The sequence below is a fragment of the Paraburkholderia ginsengiterrae genome (assembly GCF_001645125.1).
GTDB classification, from domain to species: Bacteria; Pseudomonadota; Gammaproteobacteria; order Burkholderiales; family Burkholderiaceae; genus Paraburkholderia; species Paraburkholderia ginsengiterrae.
In genome coordinates this window covers 84222-101088 of the sequence record NZ_LXKA01000165.1, presented here as the reverse complement: position 1 = coordinate 101088, position 16867 = coordinate 84222, and the positions used below count along the sequence as shown (strand labels likewise).

At 61.5% G+C, this 16867-nt stretch carries 18 protein-coding genes; 9 read left to right on the top strand and 9 right to left on the bottom strand.

Annotated elements, in window-relative coordinates; genetic code table 11:
• Positions 1–17 precede the first annotated feature (17 nt).
• Positions 18–923, bottom strand: coding sequence for a LysR family transcriptional regulator (locus A6V37_RS13450; RefSeq protein ID WP_064265781.1), 906 nt, complete (start codon positions 921–923; stop codon positions 18–20).
• Between the two features lie 240 nt (positions 924–1163).
• On the opposite strand from A6V37_RS13450, the gene A6V37_RS13445 reads away from it, so the two are divergent.
• Positions 1164–2222, top strand: coding sequence for a hypothetical protein (locus A6V37_RS13445; protein WP_064265780.1), 1059 nt, complete (start codon positions 1164–1166; stop codon positions 2220–2222).
• A 237-nt stretch (positions 2223–2459) separates the two neighbouring features.
• A complete protein-coding gene (locus A6V37_RS13440) occupies positions 2460–3983 on the top strand; it encodes a CoA-acylating methylmalonate-semialdehyde dehydrogenase (protein ID WP_064265779.1) in 1524 nt (507 codons plus the stop codon).
• A gap of 84 nt (positions 3984–4067) precedes the next feature.
• On the opposite strand, the gene A6V37_RS13435 is transcribed toward A6V37_RS13440, so the two are convergent.
• From A6V37_RS13435 to A6V37_RS13425, 3 genes are all read right to left on the bottom strand, one after another.
• Positions 4068–5408 carry an MFS transporter gene (locus tag A6V37_RS13435; protein WP_064265778.1) on the bottom strand — a complete coding sequence of 447 codons (1341 nt, stop codon included), beginning with the start codon at positions 5406–5408 and terminating at the stop codon, positions 4068–4070.
• Positions 5409–5472: 64 nt separating this feature from the next.
• Positions 5473–6036 carry an isochorismatase family protein gene (locus A6V37_RS13430; protein WP_064265777.1) on the bottom strand — a complete coding sequence of 188 codons (564 nt, stop codon included), beginning with the start codon at positions 6034–6036 and terminating at the stop codon, positions 5473–5475.
• A gap of 16 nt (positions 6037–6052) precedes the next feature.
• Positions 6053–6505 carry a MarR family winged helix-turn-helix transcriptional regulator gene (locus A6V37_RS13425; protein WP_064265776.1) on the bottom strand — a complete coding sequence of 151 codons (453 nt, stop codon included), beginning with the start codon at positions 6503–6505 and terminating at the stop codon, positions 6053–6055.
• A 465-nt stretch (positions 6506–6970) separates the two neighbouring features.
• On the opposite strand from A6V37_RS13425, the gene A6V37_RS13420 reads away from it, so the two are divergent.
• The 3 genes from A6V37_RS13420 to A6V37_RS13410 all read left to right on the top strand — a co-directional run bounded on the left by A6V37_RS13420 (position 6971) and on the right by A6V37_RS13410 (position 8836).
• Entirely contained in the window at positions 6971–7792 is an 822-nt protein-coding gene (locus tag A6V37_RS13420; RefSeq protein WP_082902582.1) for a prohibitin family protein, read from the top strand.
• A 44-nt stretch (positions 7793–7836) separates the two neighbouring features.
• Entirely contained in the window at positions 7837–8172 is a 336-nt protein-coding gene (locus A6V37_RS13415; protein WP_064265774.1) for a YbjQ family protein, read from the top strand.
• A gap of 202 nt (positions 8173–8374) precedes the next feature.
• Positions 8375–8836, top strand: a complete 462-nt coding sequence (locus A6V37_RS13410; RefSeq protein WP_064265773.1) for a VOC family protein — start codon at positions 8375–8377, stop codon at positions 8834–8836.
• A 102-nt stretch (positions 8837–8938) separates the two neighbouring features.
• On the opposite strand, the gene A6V37_RS13405 is transcribed toward A6V37_RS13410, so the two are convergent.
• Positions 8939–9586, bottom strand: coding sequence for a VTT domain-containing protein (locus A6V37_RS13405; protein WP_064265772.1), 648 nt, complete (start codon positions 9584–9586; stop codon positions 8939–8941).
• A 137-nt stretch (positions 9587–9723) separates the two neighbouring features.
• Between A6V37_RS13405 and A6V37_RS13400 the strand changes: the two genes are divergently transcribed.
• Positions 9724–10251 (top strand): GNAT family N-acetyltransferase, encoded by a 528-nt coding sequence (locus A6V37_RS13400; RefSeq protein ID WP_064265771.1) that lies wholly within the window; start codon positions 9724–9726, stop codon positions 10249–10251.
• Between the two features lie 200 nt (positions 10252–10451).
• On the opposite strand, the gene A6V37_RS13395 is transcribed toward A6V37_RS13400, so the two are convergent.
• From A6V37_RS13395 to A6V37_RS13385, 3 genes are all read right to left on the bottom strand, one after another.
• Positions 10452–11513 carry an alkene reductase gene (locus A6V37_RS13395; RefSeq protein ID WP_064265770.1) on the bottom strand — a complete coding sequence of 354 codons (1062 nt, stop codon included), beginning with the start codon at positions 11511–11513 and terminating at the stop codon, positions 10452–10454.
• A gap of 85 nt (positions 11514–11598) precedes the next feature.
• Positions 11599–11901 carry an ArsR/SmtB family transcription factor gene (locus tag A6V37_RS13390; RefSeq protein ID WP_064265769.1) on the bottom strand — a complete coding sequence of 101 codons (303 nt, stop codon included), beginning with the start codon at positions 11899–11901 and terminating at the stop codon, positions 11599–11601.
• Positions 11902–12276: 375 nt separating this feature from the next.
• Positions 12277–13185, bottom strand: coding sequence for a LysR family transcriptional regulator (locus A6V37_RS13385; protein WP_064265768.1), 909 nt, complete (start codon positions 13183–13185; stop codon positions 12277–12279).
• A gap of 103 nt (positions 13186–13288) precedes the next feature.
• Here A6V37_RS13385 and A6V37_RS13380 point away from each other — a divergent pair, with 103 nt between their 5' ends.
• Together A6V37_RS13380 and A6V37_RS13375 are read left to right on the top strand one after the other, a co-directional pair.
• Positions 13289–13663, top strand: coding sequence for a nuclear transport factor 2 family protein (locus A6V37_RS13380; protein ID WP_064265767.1), 375 nt, complete (start codon positions 13289–13291; stop codon positions 13661–13663).
• A 459-nt stretch (positions 13664–14122) separates the two neighbouring features.
• On the top strand, positions 14123–14917 hold the full coding sequence (locus A6V37_RS13375) for an SDR family NAD(P)-dependent oxidoreductase (RefSeq protein ID WP_064265766.1): 795 nt from the start codon (positions 14123–14125) through the stop codon (positions 14915–14917).
• Between the two features lie 263 nt (positions 14918–15180).
• Here the strand turns inward: A6V37_RS13375 and A6V37_RS13370 are convergent, their stop codons facing one another.
• Positions 15181–15468, bottom strand: a complete 288-nt coding sequence (locus A6V37_RS13370) for a DUF1330 domain-containing protein (protein ID WP_064265765.1) — start codon at positions 15466–15468, stop codon at positions 15181–15183.
• 491 nt (positions 15469–15959) lie between these two features.
• On the opposite strand from A6V37_RS13370, the gene A6V37_RS13365 reads away from it, so the two are divergent.
• Positions 15960–16790 (top strand): immunoglobulin domain-containing protein, encoded by an 831-nt coding sequence (locus A6V37_RS13365; protein ID WP_131799815.1) that lies wholly within the window; start codon positions 15960–15962, stop codon positions 16788–16790.
• Positions 16791–16867 lie beyond the last annotated feature (77 nt).

Below are 16867 nucleotides of genomic sequence, written 5' to 3'. Positions count from 1 at the left end.
CACGGGATTTCGCGCATTTATCGCCGCCATGGCGGCAATGGTCTGAACCGGCTCTGCAAATACTGCATGAAATGGCGAGTGCGCGCCGGCAGACCCGCCCGCTGGTGCGTGAGCGCCATCACGTTGGCGTCGGGCGCTTTCCATCCGGGCAGCAAACGGATGAGTCTGCCCTGCGCGATGTCGTCGGCGACGTCCCATTCGGAGCGCAGGATCACGCCGCGGCCTTCGCATGCCCACTGGCGGATCACGTCGCCGTCGTTGCAGCTCAGGCGGGCGGGCACGCGCACGCTGCGGCGCAAGCGGCCCTTGCTGAACTGCCAGAGCGAGACATCTTCGTTATTCTCCTGCAGCACGATGCAGGGCAGCTTGCTCAAATCATCCGGAGAATCCGGGGCGCCGATACGCTTGATGAGCGCGGGCGCGGCGCAAACAAAGCGCGCATTCGGTGCAATCGTGTAGCCGACCAGATTCGATGCCGGCAACTCGCCGATATGCACGACGATATCGAAGCGGTCCATCGTCCCGGTCAGCGGTTTGTCGGACAGCGTAAGCGCGACCTCGATATCCGGGTTCTGCTGCTGGAAGCCTGAAATCGCGGGTGCAAGATGACGCCGCCCGAACCCCAGCGGTGCGTTGATTTTCAGCGTGCCGATCAGTCCGCCGCGGCGCATGTGCAGATCTTCGAACAGCGAGTCGAATTGCTGGATCAGCTCGGCGCCGCGTTCGCACAACAGGGTGCCTTCTTCCGTGAATTGCAGGCGGCGCGACGTGCGGTTCACCAGTTGCGCGCCCAGTTTTTTCTCGAGTTGCTGGAGGCGTTGCGTGACCGCCGAGGGCGACACGCCCAGCTTTCGCGCGGCGGCGATCAGGCTGCCGCCTTCGCGCAGCGTCAAGAGGAACCGGATATCGGCCGAATCGTTCATGTCAGCAACGTTTGAGTTCGCGAAGCGGGCAGCTTAAAGTGTTTGGGCCCGCTGTTCCAGTTTGGCCCGGTAGGCCCGTTCAGGATTGCGGCGCAGGCTGGCAAGGTAAAGTGACGCGTCGTGACGTGTCTGTTACGCGGACGACAGCTTGACCCGCTAAAGTGTGCGCTTGCGTGGTGTGAGCGAGGCACCGTCTGACGTGCATCGATTCCTTGTCGCTTTCCTTTGAAGAGAAGTCCAATGACGTTGTCACATGAACCGTCGAGTGGCGTGAAACAGGCCGTATTTCTGCACACCGGCTGGCGTAGTGCCGGAACGTGGATCTGGTCGCGTTTGCGCGAACTCGACACGGTGACCGGCTTCTATGAACCGCTCAGCGGCGTGCTCGCGGACCTGAGCCTCGCTGATGTTTCCGGCTTGCGGCCCACATTGACTTCAGGGCACCCGCCGCTTGACTCGCCGTACTTCGACGAATACCGGCCGTTTCTGCAGGAGCGCACGCGCGGTGTGGCCGGGTATAGAAAGCAATTCAATATCGATCGATTCGCGAGCGCGCCGGATGGCGACTTCCCGGCGCTGCGGGCCTACTTGCAGAACCTGTGCGAGCACACTGCCGCACAGGGCCGCGTGCCGGTGTTCAAATTCTGCCGCTCATCGGGCCGGCTGCCCTGGTTGCGGCAGGCGTTCGTGCAGGCCATGCATGTGGGCGTGTTGCGAAATCCGGCGTCGCAGTTCGCGTCGGGGTGGCTGCTCAGTCAGCAATGGAGCAATCCGTTTTTCGTGGCCGCGCCATTTCGCGTGCTGGGCATGAATCAGGCGGACCCGCTGGTCAGGCAGGTCATCGAGGTCTGCGGCGTGAGCCTGCCGCCCGTCGCGCCCGCTTCGGACGACGCCTACGCGATGGCTTGCGAGCAGTACGCGCGCACGGCGGAGGGGAATAACGCCTATCGGGCGTTCATCGCGTTGTGGATTCTCGGCGCACTGCGCATGGCCGAGGGCGTCGATTTGCTGATCGACATCGACCGGCTCGGCACATCGCGCGACTACGCGGCGCAATTGCGCGCCGGGTTCGAGACGCAAAGCGGCCTATCGCCCGACTTAAGCGCCGCGCGTGACCTGGTCGAGGAGACACGGCGCAGCGCGGCACGGATGGCCGGTATCGACGGAAGGTCGATGCGCGCGGTCCATTCGGCCGCGTTCAAGTTCCTCAAGGCGCAAGCCGGCACTGACGCCGCTCTCGTGGACGTGGTTCGCGAGAAGATGGTGCTGGCCAACGAACTGACCGATGCCTGGCGCTGAGCCGGGAGGCGGTGGGTCGAGCCAATACAGTTGCCATACAAAAAACAATACAGTGAGGCGCGGTTTTATCCCGCTGTATCGGGAATCTGAGCGGCGCCGTCGATACAGTTGGCAGGACTCGATGGAGCCCGCCGGCGCGCGGATCGCCGCTCTGGCGCGACGCGACGTCGCCTGAAACTTTTTGCCTATCGCCCGGCGCCGCTGCGCCGCGGCCTATCCCGAACCCGAGGTCAGGACATGAATGCAGTGAACGAACAAGCGAAGCTGTCGGTGCAGCAGTTGGGCCATTACATCGGCGGCGCGCCGGCGGCGCCCGCGAGCGGCCGCTTCAAGGACGTGTTCAATCCGGCGACCGGCAAGGTGACCGGCTCGGTCGCGCTCGCCTCGGTCGAGGAAGTGGATGCCGCGGTGCAGGCTGCCAAGGCCGCCTTTCCGGCCTGGAGCGAAACGGCGCCGATCAAGCGCGCACGCATTCTGTTCAAGTTCAAGGAACTGCTGAACCAGCACCACGACGAGCTGGCCATGCTGATTACGCGCGAGCACGGCAAGGTGTTTACTGACGCGCAAGGCGAAGTGGTGCGCGGCATTGAAGTGGTCGAGTTCGCGTGCGGCATTCCGAACCTGCTCAAAACCGACTTCACTGACCAGATCGGCGGCGGCATCGACAACTGGAATCTGCGCCAGGCGTTGGGCGTGGTCGCGGGCATCACCCCGTTCAATTTCCCCTTCATGGTGCCGATGTGGATGTTCCCGGTGGCGCTCGCCTGCGGCAACACGTTTGTGCTGAAGCCGTCGGAGCGTGATCCGTCGGCATCGCTGCGCATTGCGGAATTGCTGAAGGAAGCCGGTTTGCCGGACGGCGTGTTCAACGTCGTGAACGGCGACAAGGTGGCCGTGGACGCGCTGATCGAGCACCCGGACGTGGCGGCGCTGTCGTTCGTGGGCTCCACGCCGATCGCCGAATATATCCATACGGAGGCGTCGAAGCGCGGCAAGCGCGTGCAGGCGCTCGGCGGCGCGAAGAATCATCTGGTGGTGATGCCGGACGCCGATCTGGACCAGGCCGTCGACGCATTGATCGGCGCTGCCTACGGTTCGGCGGGCGAGCGTTGCATGGCGATCTCGGTCGCGGTGGCGGTGGGTAATGTCGCCGACAAACTGATCGAGAAGCTGGTGCCGCGCGTCAAATCGCTGGTGATCAAGAACGGCGAAAACCTCGACGCGGAAATGGGACCGTTGGTGACGGCCGAACATAAGGCCAAGGTGGCCGGCTATATCGCATCGGGCGAGGCGGAAGGCGCGACGCTGATCGTGGACGGGCGCGCGCATCCGGTGGCGAGCGAAGAGGGCTTCTTTATCGGCGGCACGCTGTTCGACCATGTCGGCACGGACATGAAGATCTACAAGGAAGAGATTTTCGGCCCGGTGCTGGCGGTGGTGCGTGTTCCCGATTTCGCGAGCGCTGTCGAGCTGATCAACGCGCACGAGTTCGGCAACGGGGTGTCGTTGTTCACGTCGGATGGCGGTGTGGCACGCGCGTTCGGCCGGCAGATTCAGGTGGGCATGGTCGGCATCAACGTGCCGATCCCGGTGCCGATGGCATGGCATTCGTTCGGCGGCTGGAAGCGTTCGCTGTTTGGCGACCATCATGCATACGGCGAGGAAGGCGTGCGCTTCTATACGCGCTACAAGAGCATCATGCAGCGCTGGCCGGACAGCATCGCCAAGGGTGCCGAATTCACGATGCCGGTGGCGAAGTAAGTCTCGAGGCAAGATCCCGGCAGTGACAAAAGCCGCGCCTGATTCAGGCGCGGCTTTTTCGCATCTGGGCCCGGCAACGGCGCGCTAGACGCTCGAAGCCGAATCTTCTTCAGCTTCGTCCAGGACGGCGTTGCGCACGGCGGCAGCGGCGCCGACGTAAGCGGGCGCAACGCGTGGCTCGCCCACGCTGTAGCGCAGGCGCCCCGCCTCGACATACACGCGCAACTGGTGGTACTTCACGAGATACAGCACGCCGACGAGTGCCGCCGCAAAACCTGATGCCGCGCCCACGCCGAGCGCCCAGCGCGGGCCGAAGCGGTCGGCGACCCAGCCCACGATGGGCGCGCCGAGCGGCGTGCCGCCCAGCGCGATCGCCAGCAGGATCGCGATGACCCGGCCACGCATGGCGGGCTCGGTGGAGAGTTGCACGAGACTGTTCGTGGAGGTCGTGAAGGTTTGCGTCGACACGCCGATCACGACGAGCACGATGCCGAACAGCACATAGTTCGGCATCAGCGAGGCCACTGTGCAGCCCACTCCGAACACCGCCGCCGCCCCGAGCAGCAGCGCCATGCGCGGTTTTGCCCGGCGCGCGGCGAGCAGCGCGCCCGTTACCGAACCGATCGCCATGGTCGAGCTCAATACGCCGTATTCGCTCGCTCCCGCATGAAACGCGGTGACCGACATGGTCGAGATGAAGATCGGGAAGTTCAGGCCGAATGTGCCGATCAGGAACAGCATGAGCAGTGCCGCCTTCAGATCGGGACGCGTCCACACGTATTTGAAGCCTTCCACGAAACTGCCGCGCGAGCGCACCGCCCGAGGCTTCAGATGCAACTCGCTCTTGCGCAGCATGCGCAGCGAGCCGAGCACGGCGACGAACGAGAGCGCGTTGAGCAGAAACACCCAGCCGGTACCGATCGACGCGATCAACAGGCCCGCGACCGCGGGCCCGATCATGCGCGCCGCGTTAAACGATGTGGAGTTCAGCGCGACCGCGTTCGATAGATCGTCTTCTCCGACCAGATCCGATACGAAGGTCTGGCGCGCCGGCGAATCGAACGCGGAGGCGCAGCCGAGCAGCCCCGCGAATACGTACACCTGCCATAGCTGCACGAGTCCGGTGACGGTGAGCAGCCCAAGGCCGAGCGCGAGCGAACCCATGGCCGCCTGCGTGGCGAACAGCAGCTTGCGGCGATCGAAGTGATCCGCCGCATAGCCGGTCAGCGGCAACAGCAGCATTTGCGGGCCGAACTGCAGCGACATGACGATACCCACGGCGGTCGCGTTGTGATGCGTGAGCTCCGTAAGGACCAGCCAGTCCTGCGCCGTGCGCTGCATCCACGTGCCGACGTTGGAGACGATCGCGCCGCTCGCCCAGACCCGATAGTTGAAATTTCGCAGCGAACGGAACGTGCCTGTCACTGGGGTATTCCCCTGCGAACAAGCCGTGCGGCATGCAGGCCGCGGCGCGTGCTCATGGGCCCGATCATGCGCGCGAACGCTCGAGCAGATCGAGAACTTCCTGCGTTGTGCCGGTTTCGGCAAGGCGCGGAAAGATGCGCGTAATGCTGTTGACGTGAGCGTCCGCGTTCAGGTCGGTCATGGCGTCCACGGCGAGCGTGACGTGCAGGCCCAGTTCGTGCGCGTAACGTGCGGTGGATTCGACGCCGATGCTGGTCGCCACGCCCACGATCACCACTTGCGTGACGCCTTGCCCGCGCAGATACGCTTCGAGATCCGTGTTCGTGAACGCACCCCAGGTGCGCTTGGTCACCCGATGATCCGACGGTTGCGCGTTCAATTCCGGCACCAGATCGGCGAAGTCGGCCGGAAAGTCGCCCGTGTGGCGCGCCTGGTCCGCGCGCCCCGGCGCGCCGCCGGCTACGTTGACGAGCACGACGGGCAGCCCATGGCGGCGAAATGCCTGGGCGAGGACGGCCGCGCGCTTGACGACTTCGCCGGTGGGGTGAGCGGTAGGCAGCGCGACGATGCCCTGCTGCAAATCGATGACGACCAACGCGGTTTTTGCGTCGAGGGTGGTAAGTGCCATGGAGTGCTCCTGGGGGTTACGAGACGATCAGGCGTTTGAGCAAGTCGACGCCTATCGCGAGTTGTTGCTGCTCGGCAGGCGAGAAACGCGTCTGGATAGTGCGAAACAGCCAGTCTTCGCGGGCCGCGCGGCTTGCCTTGACCTTCTTGCGAAAAGCGGGGGTGAGAGAGAGGACCGTTTGCCGGCCGTCGTTCGGATCGGGCGCGCCGCTGACGAGTCCGGCGGCTTTCAGAACCGACAGCGTCTCGCCCATGGATTGCGGGCGCATGCCTTGGGCGCGAGCGAGCGCGGTGACCGTTGCGGGGCCTTCGCGTTCCAGTAGGCCGAGGACTTGCACCTGCGAAGGGGTGAAGTCGCCAATATGCGCTTCTTCGCGCATGCGGCGGCGCAGTTTGCCGACCAGCACGCGCAGGTCTTCCGCCATGGCGTGCAGGGTCTCAGGATCTACGGGGAGGTCGGTTTTGCTCATGCTTGCTCGTGCGATGAGAGATGCAAAGGTTACCTGTGAAGGTTACCTTCGTATTTGTGCGGAGTCAAGGTGGGGCGGAAGGGCGTGTGTTTTGCGTCATGCGCCACGGATGAACAGGCGTGGTTTAAGTTACACCGCACGTAAAAAGGGGTAACCCTGCCGCTTTTCTGGTCATTCAGAAAACGGCTGCAAAGCCGATAACAAGAATGGTTGCAATACGTCACGATATTGCTATCGTTGACAGAGGGTTGTATTCGGGGACGGGTATGCCTGAGTTCGTGGCAAAGAATCTGGATGAGACCCTTGTACAGAGCCTGAAGTAGACGTGCTGACAATAGCGTATATCCACGCTCTGAATGGCGTGACGTAAAACGTCGATGACTTCACGGGTATAGCCATGTGCGCTGCAGAACGTTCCGGTTGCTGAAAAACATTTCCAATACTTAAAAACGGGGGATAACAACAATGAACGTACAGGTGAGCATGCCGGCGAAGCCTCGCGCTCTCGGCGTGGCAGTGATCGTCCTTCTGGCTTTCATCCTGATTACCGGCGGTTTCGTGACAGTCGGCCCCGGCCAGCGTGGTGTACTGATGACATGGGGCGCGGTCGAACCCGGCGTACTTGACCCTGGCCTGCATCTGAAGATCCCGTTCGCGCAGTCGGTCGCCAAAATGGACGTTCAGGTGCAAAACTCCCAGGACGCGGAAACGGCGGCGAGCCTTGATCTACAGGATGTGACGACCACAGTGGCGACGAACTGGCACATTCTTCCGGCCGACGCAGAGTGGGTTTATCAGCACATCGGCAACGAATCCGCGCTGGTGGTCAAGATCATCAAGCCGGCTATCAGCAATTCAGTGAAAGCGATCACGGCCCATTACAACGCCGAAGATCTGATCACGCATCGCGATCAGGTGCGCGGACAGATCGAGACGCAAATCACCGCGGAACTCAAACCCTATCGGCTGGTGGTGGATTCCGTGAACATCACCGACTTCCACTTCAGCACGCAGTTCGTCCAGGCGATCGAGCAAAAACAGGTCGCCCAGCAGCGCGCGCAGCAGGCGCAATACGAATTGCAGAAGGCCAAGGTTCTTGCCGATCAGAAGATTGTCGAAGCACACGCTCAGGCCGAGGCGCAAAAACTGCTCCAGCAGACGATCACGCCTGAGATCATTCAGCAGCAGGCAGTAGCGAAGTGGGATGGCCACTTGCCTGAAGTGCTGGGGAGTAGCGGAGTTCTGCCGATGCTCGGAAATCTTGGCATAACCAAGGTAGATCGATAAGGATCGACAGGAAAGGGACGGACACGTTCTGTGAGGAGAAAGCGTTGATTGAACGGCACATGGTTTCTACGACACTAGATATCCCGTCGTATCGCATGGAACATTCGTTGGGCATCGTCCGGGGAATCGTTGTTCGATCGCGCTCTATTGTCGGTTCGATCGGCGCGTCCCTTCAGACGATATTTGGCGGCAATATCACCTTATATACGGCACTTTGTGAACGGGCGAGGCGGGACGCCTACGAGCGCATGGTGGCGGAGGCCGAGGCCCTCGGCGCAAACGCAATTGTCGGCATGCGCTACGATGCGACGGAGATCGCACGGGGCATTTCGGAGGTTCTATGCTACGGAACCGCTGTTCGCGTCAAACCAGCTTCCTGACGTGCCGTACGGCACGACGGGCACAGCGCTGATACGCAATGCGGACACACGAAACACGACGTGTTCGCACCGAGACAGCACTCGAGCATTGCCGTAAAGCCGGCGGGCAAGTACGTTTTTTCGGATAAAGCGGCCTTGCTTTCCCCCTTCGCTTTACTATGGTGCCTAATATCCACCCGAACGTTGATGAAAGGAGCCCATCATGAGCGAACCGTATCATCGTCCTTCAATGGGATCGGCGGTGTACTACAAGGATCCATTTGCCGCGCTCGACTGGCTCGAGCGAGCGTTTGGCTTTAAGCGCCAGTTGGTCGTCACGGACAATGACGGCCAGCTGGGGCACTCGGAAATGCGTTTCGGCGACAGCTACGTGATGATTTGCCGCGATTGGTCGGAAGACGCGGCGAGCCCGGCCTCGATCGGCGGCAAGAACACGCAATCGGTGCACGTGCAATTGCGCGAAGGCATCGACGAGCATTGCGCCCGTGCGCGTGCCGCGGGCGCGGTGATTACACGTGAACTCGCGGACCAGTTTTATGGCGACCGTGTCTACGCGGCTCGCGATCCGGAAGGGCACGTGTGGAGTTTCGGCCAGACGGTGCGCGAGGTTTCGCACGAGGAAGCGGAGCGCGTGAGTGGCCTGAAGATCGAAGGCTGGGTGTAAGTGTATTGGACTGTATCTCCACGCGTCGCTCGATCACACCCTGGCCACCCTTGACGATCCAGACCGGAGCCGAGTGGTCGATCTGCTCGATCTCCGGGTGTTTCAGTGAGCGCGCAAACGCCGGTTGACGAAGCGCCACACGGCGCTCACGAGCAACGAACCGGTGCCGAGCGCGACGCCCAGCAGCACGATCGAGCTCATGTGATCGCGTACCAGCGGGACATTGCCGAACAGATAGCCGGCCGTCACCAGCGACACGATCCATAGCGCGGCACCGGCGCTGACGAACGACACGAAGCGCGCGAACGTCATGCGCGAGACGCCCGCGACGAAAGGCGCGAACGTGCGCACGACGGCAATGAACGGCGACAGCAGAAAGGTCAGTCCGCCACGCGCTTCGTAAAACGCGTGCGCTTTGCGCAAGGCACTCTTGTCGAGCCACCGGTAGTCGGCGGTATAGACTTTTTCGCCGATGGCCCGGCCGAACGCATAGTCGACGATGCTGCCGGCCACCGTGGCCGTGAACAGCACCGGAATGACAAGCCACACGTTCAGCGCACCCGTAGCGGCGAGGCCACCGCAAATGAAGATCAGCGGATCGCCGGGTAAGAAGAACAGCGGCAGAAAACCGATCTCGACGAACACCACGAGAAACAGCATCGCGTACACAGCGGTGCCGTATTGCACGATCAGGCCGCTCAGGTGCTGGTCGAAGTGCAGGGCGACCTGCAGCACATGCATCAGATCCATCTTGGCTCGAACAGAATTTCAGATGTTCAGGAGTTTAGTCCCGTGGCGCTGCGCCGACTTGTCTATTTTGCGGTGGTGATGTCAGTATCGAGGCAGGCCGTCAAGCACGGCGTCCGGCATCAACTTACAAAACGCCTATGAACGAAGCTCCCGCCGTCACTTTCCGTTTTGCCGCGCCGCACGATGCGCAGGCCATTCGCGCGATCGAATACGAGGCGGGCGGGCGCTTTGTGAGCGTCGATATGGCTGGTATTGCCGATGCGCCGCCTATGGAACTGGAAGTGGTCCTGCGCAAAATCGACGCGCGTGAGATTATCGTCGCGTTGGATGCCGACGAAACGTGTGCCGGTTTTGTGATGTTCGAGCCGCAGCCCGAGCGCATCTATGTGCAGGAACTCGACGTGCTCACTTCGCACGCCGGGCGGCGCATCGGTGCGGCGTTGATCGAGCAGGTCGCGCAACTTGCGCGCGCGCGGCAGTTGCGTCAACTCATCCTGTCCACCTTTCGCGACGTGCCGTGGAATGCGCCGTACTACCGGCGCCTCGGGTTTCGCGATCTCGAAACGGCCGAACTCGACGCGGCCCTGATTGCGCGTCGCGACGCGCATATCGCGCGAGGACTCGACGAATCGAAACGTGTATTCATGCGGCGCGATCTGGTATGACTTGCAACGCGGGCCAGTGATGCCTGACGAACTGACAAGGCATAAAAAACGCGGCGGGTATGACGGGAACGTACAGTTCGGGTCACACGCCGCCGCGTGGTGTTACAGCGCACTGCCATGCTTTGGCCGCATCAACTTCGCGGCCTGACCTCCGCCGGCTCCGAAGCACATGGCTTCATTTTTTCAGCGCGCCTGGGTGCTTATTCCACAGTTTCCAGCGCCGGATAATCCACATAGCCGGTTTCGCCGCGCGCGTAGTACGTGGACGGATTCGGCTTGTTCAGCGGCGCGTTCGTCTCGAAGCGGCGCACCAGATCCGGATTGGCGATGAACAGTTGACCCCAGGCCACTGCATCTGCTTCGCCGGCGTCGAGCACTTGCTGCGCCGTTTCCTTCGTGAACTTCTCGTTCGCGATGTACGGGCCGCCGAATGCCTTCTTCAGTTGCGGGCCGAGGCGGTCGTCGCCGAGCGCTTCACGTGCCGCGATGAACGCGATCTTGCGCTTGCCGAGTTCGCGGGCCACATAACCGAAGGTGCCGGCCGGATCGGAGTCGCCCATGGTGTGCACGTCGCGGCGCGGCGCGAGATGCATGCCGACGCGGTTTGCGCCCCACACGCCGATACAGGCGTCGGTGATTTCGAGCAGCAGACGGGCGCGGTTTTCGATCGAGCCGCCGTAGGCGTCGGTACGCTGGTTGGTGCTGTCCTGCAGGAACTGGTCGATCAGGTAGCCGTTCGCGCCGTGGATTTCGACACCGTCGAAACCTGCTGCTTTGGCGTTTTCCGCGCCTTTGCGGAACGCTTCGACCAGGCCGGCGATTTCATCGAGTTCCAGCGCGCGCGGCGTCACATAGGGGCGCTCAGGACGCACCAGGCTCACGTGGCCTTGTGCTGCGATCGCGCTCGGCGCGACCGGCAGTTCGCCGTTCAGGAACAGCGGGTCCGAAATACGGCCCACGTGCCACAGTTGCAGAAAGATCTTGCCGCCGGCCGCGTGCACCGCTTGCGTGACGAGCTTCCAGCCTGCCACCTGCTCCTGCGACCAGATGCCCGGCGTCTCGGCGTAGCCCACGCCTTGCGGCGTGACCGACGTCGCCTCGCTGATGATCAGGCCTGCCGTGGCGCGTTCAGCGTAATACCTTGCCATCAGCGCGTTCGGCACGCGGATTTCTTCTGCGCGTTGACGCGTGAGCGGCGCCATGATGATGCGGTTCGACAACGTGATGTCACCAATTTGCAGCGGATCGAAAAGAGTCGGCATAAGTGTTCACCTTTGGCGGCGGGCGCGTGGCCCGAGCCTAAAAAAACAGCGTGATGAAAGAAGAGCGGCGATGCGGATGCCGTGCCTAGAGCTGGGTATTCATGTGCTCGAGGAACGCCTGGATAACGGGCTCGTTGCGTTTGAAAAACACCCACTGACCCACTCGCTTCGACGTGATGAGGCCGGCGCGCTGCAAAGCCGCGAGGTGGGCCGACACGGTGGACTGCGACAGGCCGCAGCGTCCGTCGATCTTGCCGGCGCACACGCCATGCTCGAGCGTGAACTCCTGGTCGGCGAAATGCGCGTACGGCTCGCGCAGCCAGCCGAGAATCTCCCGGCGAACCGGGTTGGCCAGCGCTTTGTGGATCGCGTCGATGTCGAGCGTCATATGGGGTCGTTTCAGGGTCGTCTACAACAGGCAGGCGCGGTGCCGGTCGGCGTGCGCGCATCTGCATCGCTACAGGACGAATCATATATCGGATTTTTGCGATATGTGTGAAAACACTACTCTCTATGGGGGTGATAGGTGTCGGCGCACAAAAAAGATCGCACTTTTGGAGAACCGCGTACGGTTCTCAGCGAGCACGCGGTCAAGATGCATGTTCGTACGGGTGATCTCTCAGCACCGAGGGAGATTCTTTTCAGGGCTGGGTGATACGAATTGCGCGTCACTGAGGTTGACACGGCGTTGATTGCGCTTTCACGCACGGATGTCCGCATAGCTTGCCTCAGTCACCAACATAAGCACCGGCGCCACTGACCCTCAAGGCATCATGCCGACGACAAAGTCGATGAACGCTCTCACCTTGGCCGGAACGTGGTTCCGGCTGGGGTAGTAGACGTAAAGAGGAAACGTCTCGTCCGGCCACTCCGTCAGAACCGGCTCTAGCGTGCCCGCACGCAGGTGTGCGTCGATCCCGAGATCGATTACCTGAGCGATCCCGTAGCCTGCAAGACAGGCCCCGAGTTTGGTTCCCGCATCCGTGACAGTCAGGTTCCCGCTAACGGCCACCTTCACTTTCTCATTGCCACGCCAGAACTCCCATTCGAAAGGTCTGCTTGTAGCCGGGTCGATGGCCAGGATGCATTCATGGCCGTCATCGACCAGATCCTTCGGCGACCTCGGTCGGCCACGGTGGTCCAGGTAGGACGGCGCGGCCACAGTCAGGATCCGCGGACTGTATAGCCTTCGACAGACCAAGGTTGAAACGGATGGCGGTCCGAACCGTATGGCGAGATCGAAGCCGTCGCTCACCAGGTCGGTGAGGTCGTTGCGGGTCTCGAGCTTCAGTTGAAGAGCGGGGTGATCCTTCAGGAACTGGGCCAACTCCGGAGCCAACACAAGCCGGGCGAACGCGGCATCGCACGCCACACGGAGCGTTCCCTTGACGATTGAAGTTTGATCCGAAACGCCGACCGTCGCCTCTTCGATCCCCTGAAGTAACGGCAGCACCTTTGACAATAGCTCATGCCCAGCGTCCGTCACTTCAACGTGTCGGCTGGTGCGATGCACGAGCTTCGCCCGCAGGCGGTCCTCCAGTCGTTGAATAGCACGACTTATCGCAGGCTGCGTCTTGCCCAGACGAGTTGCGGCGCGACCAAAGCTCTTGGACTCGGCTAGGGCTGCAAGTGCAGTCAAGCCGCTAACTATTCCTCCAGCGATGTCTTCCATGATCTATGTCTTCCTGTAATGGCAGCGATGACCGGTTCGCACTATTCGAGAGCGGGAGGATCGTTCATTGTACGAGTCGTTCAACTACAGAGGAAAGCCCGCAATGACACAAACCCAAGCCGTAGTCGCTTTAATTGAGGACTATTTCAATTTGGCTTATGAGCCGAAGAGCCGTGACTTCAATAAAGTTTTCCACCCGAACTGTCTTGTCCAGTGGGTTCACGAAGGCGAGTTGCACATCCTGTCGTCGCCGGAATATGCGGCGCTCATCAACGGGAGGCCGAGTCCTCAATCCACTGGTGCGCCCAGAGATGAGGCGATCCTCGCCATGGAGAACATCTCGGACAGCCTTTCAACGGCAACAGTGAGAGTGCGGATTGGAAATAAGCTGTTCAACGATCACTTCGTCATGCATAAGGTGGAGGGCAGCTGGCTGATTGCAACCAAGGCGTCCGCCGTAATGCGTACGTTCGACTGAAGAGCCGAACCGCAGGCCGTGTAGGGGTACGCTTACGCGTCCGTCTCGCGGCTATCGCCATCTCAGGTGACAAAGTAGTCTCCACCAGGTGTTTGGTGGAGCCTACTTTGTCCACCTTGGCGTCAACGGTCTAGACGGTGCTCGAGCAACGCTTACGTAGTTGGTGGTTGATAGCGGTGATCTCTGCGGCATCGCAAAAGTTGAGCACGCTAACAGCGCGTCGCTCAGCGGACCCATTTCGACCCACATCTGCCCTTCGATCAGACGCGAGTACTACGGCAACTTTCAAAGTAAAACAGTCATTCGAGCGACCGTCCTGATCAGACCTGAGACATCATGCGTGCTGCTGGTCAGTTCTAATTCCTCTCAGGAATTAATACTATGACAAATTAAGCCATTATCATTGATTCAGACATCACCCACACTCCAGCTTTCTCCACATGTTGAAGGACTGGTGTCATGAATATCGATCTTACTGGCCGCAAGGCGGTCGTTACCGGCTCAACGGCGGGTATCGGCCGAGCCATTGCAGAAGGGCTGGGGCGCGCAGGCGCCGCGGTCGTCATCAACGGCCGCACAGAGAAGCGCGTCTCCACGGCGCTTAGGGAGCTTCGCGAACTCTTGCCAACGACGGAGTTTACCGGCGTCATCGCAGATCTTGCGACCCCGGAAGGCGCGGCGGAGTTGTTCGCGCAGGCGCCGGATGCGGACATTCTCGTCAACAATGTGGGGACTGGGCGTTGGAAGTCCTTCTTCGAAATTGAGGACAGCGAGTGGATCGATCTCTTCGAACTTAACGTCATGAGCGGCATTCGCGCCTCCCGCCACTATGTGCCGAACATGACGAAGCGTGGCTGGGGGCGCGTCGTTTTCATCAGCAGTGAGTCCGCGCTTGCCATCCCCAAGGACATGATCGACTACGCCACGACCAAGACCGCTCAGCTCGCCATTGCGAGAGGCTTGGCCGAGGTGGTCGGCGGAACGGGCGTCACCGTTAATTCGGTTCTTCCTGGTCCGACGAATTCGGAGATCATGGGTGGTTGGGCGCAGGCGAACGCAGATGCGCAAGGCATTACGCGTGAGGAAGCCGAGCAGCAGTTCCTGAAAACGAATCGCCCGACCACGCTCCTCAATCGCTTCGCGACAACCGAAGAAGTCGCAAACCTGGTCGTCTATGTCTGCTCGGAGCAGGCGTCGGCGACAACAGGTACTTCCTTGCGTGTCGACGGCGGTGTCGTTCGGACAATTGCATAGGGCGCACGCTTTTTTCACTCGTTCAACGCGGTCCGAGCAGGGAGGTCCGCTATCCGATCGGAGCAGCCGCTCGAATGATCGTGCAGCTGCGATCGCGAACGGCTGCTATTGGCCGACGGCGGCCGGCCCCCCAGTGAACCTTCAGACCCCTTGCACAGGCAGTGCGCGTCTGTGCTTTTTGCGGACAGAACACTGACGCGCTCATGGCGCGTCAGCGGTAGGTCAAGGACTGGCTCCACGGGCCCGAGCGTCGCCGGCTTTCGTCACACGCCTTCGACGAGGACGGCGCGATAGCGCGCGCCCTTGAACCGGTGCTGTGCGACTTTCTGATAGGCCGGGCTGTCGTACCACGCGCGCGCGGCCGCAGTCGACGGAAACTCCACGATCACAACGCCCTCTGGCGCTTCGCCCTCAAGAACTTGTTGAGGTCCGTAGGCAGCGAGAATCTTGACCGGATGACCGCCGAAGGTCTCGCCGACCTTGCTTTGGTAAATGTCGAGCTCATCCTGATCTTGCGTGCTTTCCTTCGTGAATACGATATAAGTCGCCATGGCGGACGCTCCTGGAGTTGAGTGAAGGTGCGCACGATGATGCCATGAGACCGCATCGGGCTTCGATACGCAGCGTCGGTGCAGATGTCTACCCGTCAGATGCGCGAGAGAACCACTCGATCCTCGCAAACAGACGTTCACGAGGAGATCGTTGGGGCAATCCTGCCACGCTTGAGTGCGTGAGAAGACCAACTGGACCACACACGTGAGCGGCTTTCCTCCCCCTCGTGCAGACGTAGATGCGTAGCGGGTTTCTACCCATGCCGTTCGGCGGGGTTTCCCTCCTTTTCCTGCTTTCGACTCTGGCAATAATGTGTTCAGGATTGCGGATACTCCGCATCGCGCACACGCCATTCAATTCATGAGCATCTGAACCACCTAGGCTTGGACCATACGCTGACGCCCGTATTTACCGCGGCTCCAGGTGAAACTGTCGAGTTCTTTCCGGTCAAGACCTCGGGGGGGAACTGAGTCCAACAGGAGCGACCCACATGTCCCGAACCTTAAGTGCTCAGGCGATGGCCGTCCCTAGACCCGGCCTTGCAGACAATCCCGTGGTTCGCATGTCATTGGTGATGCAGGGAGGGTTGTTCGCTTTGGTACTGGCCGCCTCGTCGGTTCTGCTAGCCGCCTGCGGTGGCGATAACGATTCGGGGTCGGCGACGCCGACACGATTCCGATCGACGGCTGTCAGTGTGGGCGAAGGCAATCAAGCCGGCGCCAGCGGCAATCCGGCATCGGAGCCAGGCAAGGCCATCAGCGCCCCCAGCATCTCGATCTCGTTACAGCCGCAAAGCATTGCCGTCACCTCCGGCCAGACAGCGACCTTCTCCGTGACCGCGTCGGGCAACGGGCCGCTGATGTATCAATGGCAGATCGACGACGTCAAGATCGCTGGTGCCACGAGTTCGAGGTACACCACAGGCCCTCTATCTATCGGTGACACGGACTCGGTCTTTTCGGTGGTCGTCAGCGACGTGCATGGCAAAGTCACCAGCGCCGGTGCCAAAGTCAGCGTCAGGCCGCCGGAGACCGGTGTGACGGCCCCCAGCATCACGTCGCAGCCGCGCCGCCAGTCGGTGTTCGCCGGGCAGACCGCGACGTTCTTCGTGGCGGTCGAGAGCAGCCAGACACCCACCTATCAGTGGCGCCGCAATGGGGTTGCGATTCCAGCGGCCATTGGCGGCAGTTACACGACGCCGCCGGTCGCGCTCACCGACAACGGCGCCAGATACAGCGTCGAGGTCCGTAGCGGTGCGGGCTCGACAACGAGCGCCGATGCGATGTTGAACGTGACGCCTGAAGCCACCGCATCCAGGTAGTTCGGGCCGTCGCGACCGCATCATCGGTGCAGCGTGGCGGGCTTCGATAGTGAATCGACATGATGTCGGGATGGAGG

What these genes read in the sequence shown, in the direction of transcription:
- A6V37_RS13450 (WP_064265781.1), bottom strand. Translation starts at nt 923, where the DNA reads ATGAACGATTCGGCCGATATCCGGTTCCTCTTGACGCTGCGCGAAGGC.
- A6V37_RS13445 (WP_064265780.1), top strand. Translation starts at nt 1,164, where the DNA reads ATGACGTTGTCACATGAACCGTCGAGTGGCGTGAAACAGGCCGTATTT.
- A6V37_RS13440 (WP_064265779.1), top strand. Translation starts at nt 2,460, where the DNA reads ATGAATGCAGTGAACGAACAAGCGAAGCTGTCGGTGCAGCAGTTGGGC.
- A6V37_RS13430 (WP_064265777.1), bottom strand. Translation starts at nt 6,036, where the DNA reads ATGGCACTTACCACCCTCGACGCAAAAACCGCGTTGGTCGTCATCGAT.
- A6V37_RS13425 (WP_064265776.1), bottom strand. Translation starts at nt 6,505, where the DNA reads ATGAGCAAAACCGACCTCCCCGTAGATCCTGAGACCCTGCACGCCATG.
- A6V37_RS13420 (WP_082902582.1), top strand. Translation starts at nt 6,971, where the DNA reads ATGAACGTACAGGTGAGCATGCCGGCGAAGCCTCGCGCTCTCGGCGTG.
- A6V37_RS13410 (WP_064265773.1), top strand. Translation starts at nt 8,375, where the DNA reads ATGAGCGAACCGTATCATCGTCCTTCAATGGGATCGGCGGTGTACTAC.
- A6V37_RS13405 (WP_064265772.1), bottom strand. Translation starts at nt 9,586, where the DNA reads ATGGATCTGATGCATGTGCTGCAGGTCGCCCTGCACTTCGACCAGCAC.
- A6V37_RS13400 (WP_064265771.1), top strand. Translation starts at nt 9,724, where the DNA reads ATGAACGAAGCTCCCGCCGTCACTTTCCGTTTTGCCGCGCCGCACGAT.
- A6V37_RS13395 (WP_064265770.1), bottom strand. Translation starts at nt 11,513, where the DNA reads ATGCCGACTCTTTTCGATCCGCTGCAAATTGGTGACATCACGTTGTCG.
- A6V37_RS13390 (WP_064265769.1), bottom strand. Translation starts at nt 11,901, where the DNA reads ATGACGCTCGACATCGACGCGATCCACAAAGCGCTGGCCAACCCGGTT.
- A6V37_RS13385 (WP_064265768.1), bottom strand. Translation starts at nt 13,185, where the DNA reads ATGGAAGACATCGCTGGAGGAATAGTTAGCGGCTTGACTGCACTTGCA.
- A6V37_RS13380 (WP_064265767.1), top strand. Translation starts at nt 13,289, where the DNA reads ATGACACAAACCCAAGCCGTAGTCGCTTTAATTGAGGACTATTTCAAT.
- A6V37_RS13375 (WP_064265766.1), top strand. Translation starts at nt 14,123, where the DNA reads ATGAATATCGATCTTACTGGCCGCAAGGCGGTCGTTACCGGCTCAACG.
- A6V37_RS13370 (WP_064265765.1), bottom strand. Translation starts at nt 15,468, where the DNA reads ATGGCGACTTATATCGTATTCACGAAGGAAAGCACGCAAGATCAGGAT.
- A6V37_RS13365 (WP_131799815.1), top strand. Translation starts at nt 15,960, where the DNA reads ATGTCCCGAACCTTAAGTGCTCAGGCGATGGCCGTCCCTAGACCCGGC.